The sequence below is a fragment of the Actinomadura sp. 7K534 genome (assembly GCF_004348575.1).
In the GTDB taxonomy this organism is placed as follows: domain Bacteria; phylum Actinomycetota; class Actinomycetes; order Streptosporangiales; family Streptosporangiaceae; genus Spirillospora; species Spirillospora livida.
Window position 1 is genome coordinate 1 of sequence record NZ_SMKB01000450.1, and the last position, 1,989, is coordinate 1,989.

Consider the following 1,989-nt stretch of genomic DNA (forward strand, 5'->3'; position numbering starts at 1 on the left):
GGGCGGTGCTGCCCAGTCCATGACGGCTGCGGTGTCCGGGGCGGCCGCGAATTCGGCCATCATCGGGGCCGCGGCGGGCTGGGCGGCCCAGCCTCGGGGCGTCTCCACCGGCTGGACGGCCTGGTGGGGGGCGGTGCCGTCGGTGACCACGCGGCTGTCGACCGCGACGAACGCGGTGAAGCGGCACAGGACGCCGAAGCGGAGGGACGTGGTGATGATGCGTTGTTCCAGGTCGTCGGGGCCCCCGGTCGTGTAGCGGTCTTCCAGGTCGCGCAGGTGCGCGCGAGCCCAGATGGACGTGGCGGCGGAGTTCTCGGTGACGGTGGCCGTGGCCCGCTGTTGCCAGGCAGTTCCGGTGGAGCCGGTGCCGCGGACGGTCAGCGATCCGGTGGGGGTTCCGCGGAAACGCCCAGCGATGACCAGGGGCACGCCGGGGAAGAGTGCGCCCAGCCGGGCGGGGGCCACGGAGTCGGGCATGATCTCCAGGCCGTCGGCGTGGAGGGTGAGCCCGGTCGCGAGCGGCGCGGCGATCTGGTGGTGGATGTGTTCCATCGCCTCGTCCAGGCGGTCTTCGGACTCGACGAGTTCGCAGCGGCCCTGGCCGACGGCGGCGAGGCGGTTGAGGAAGCCCGCGTTGACGGCCTGGTCGATCCCGACGGTGTGGACCCGTACGTCGCGGAGCCGGGGTTCCAGACGGGCGAGGATCTGGTCTTCGTTGCCGACCTGACCGTCGGTGATGAGTACCAGCACCCGGTCGCGGCCGGTCTCGGTGAGGAGGCGGCAGCCTTCGTCGAGGGGCGTGAGCATCTCGGTGCCGCCGCGCGCGTGCAGCGCCGCCAGGTGTTCGACGGCGCGGAACCGGTTGCGGTCGGTGCCCTCGACCAGGCCGGTGCCGAGGTCCCGGGGGCGTTCGATGACGGTGTCGAACGACAGGACGGCGAACCTGTCCTCGGTGCGGAGCGTGTCGACGATGCGGGCGGCGGCGCGGCGGGCCGCGACCATCTTCCAGCCCTGCATGCTGCCGGAGCGGTCGAGGACGAGCACCACGTCCCGCGGCCTGGGGCGTGCCTCTCCGGAGGGCAGGACGGTCAGGGTGAACGTTCCCTCATCGCCGGTCTCGTCCGGGACCAGGGAGAGCGCCGCGCTTTCGTACGGGGCGTAGTCGAGGCGCAGGATGAAGTCGCGGTCGAGGCGTTCACCTGGCTGCAGCCGCACGGTGGTGCGCTCGCCCTCGTCTTCTTCGGCGACTACGTGGAGCGCGGATCGGATCTGGGTCAGTGGCAGCCCGGCGGGGTCGATGTCGACGGTGACGGCGAGCTGGACGGGGTTGGGGAAGCCGGGGAGGAGGACGGGCGGGCTGATGCGGGACGCGTCGGGCACGGCACCGGTGTCGTCGGCGACTCCTGAGCCGGAACGCTCACCCTCCACGGGGGTGCCCGGAATGTAGCGGGGCGCGACGACGAGCGGGAAGCGGAACACCGCGCTGGAGGCCGACTCGTGGGGAAGGGGCTGGTCGAGCGTCAGCGTGATCGTCACGCGTTCGCCGGGCAGGATGTTCCCCACCCGCATGGTGAAGACGTCCGGGCGGTCCTCCTCCGCGATCGCCGCGCGCTGCCCGGCGGCGATGGCCGCGTCGTAGTCCTGCCGGGCTCGGCCGCGTTCCTTCAGCGTCCCCTCGATGACCCGGTCGGCGGCCTCCATGCGCAGCGCGGTGACGGCGGCGCGGTCGGGCAGCGGGAAGATGTAGGTGGCCTCCAGCGGCACGTCGAACGGGTTGCGGAACCCCTGGACGACCTCGATGCCGGCGGCCAGCCCGGTGATCGAGGCGTGCACGCTCACGGAGTCGAGCGGCAGGTTGCCCCTCTCGGTGGTGAGGGCGCCGATCCCGCGGTCGGTGGCCGGGGGCTCGGTGTCGGGTAGCGGCAGGATGCGCACGGTCACTGGGACCTCCGGGTGGGATCGGCGGGCAGGAACGCGGGGGTTGAGGCG

At 72.7% G+C, this 1,989-nt stretch carries 1 protein-coding gene; it reads right to left on the reverse strand.

The genetic code is table 11. The features are described from left to right. The coding region (locus E1266_RS37005; protein WP_132055211.1) for a VIT domain-containing protein at window positions 1-1,941 on the reverse strand (1,941 nt) is incomplete at its 3' end. Window positions 1,942-1,989 lie beyond the last annotated feature (48 nt).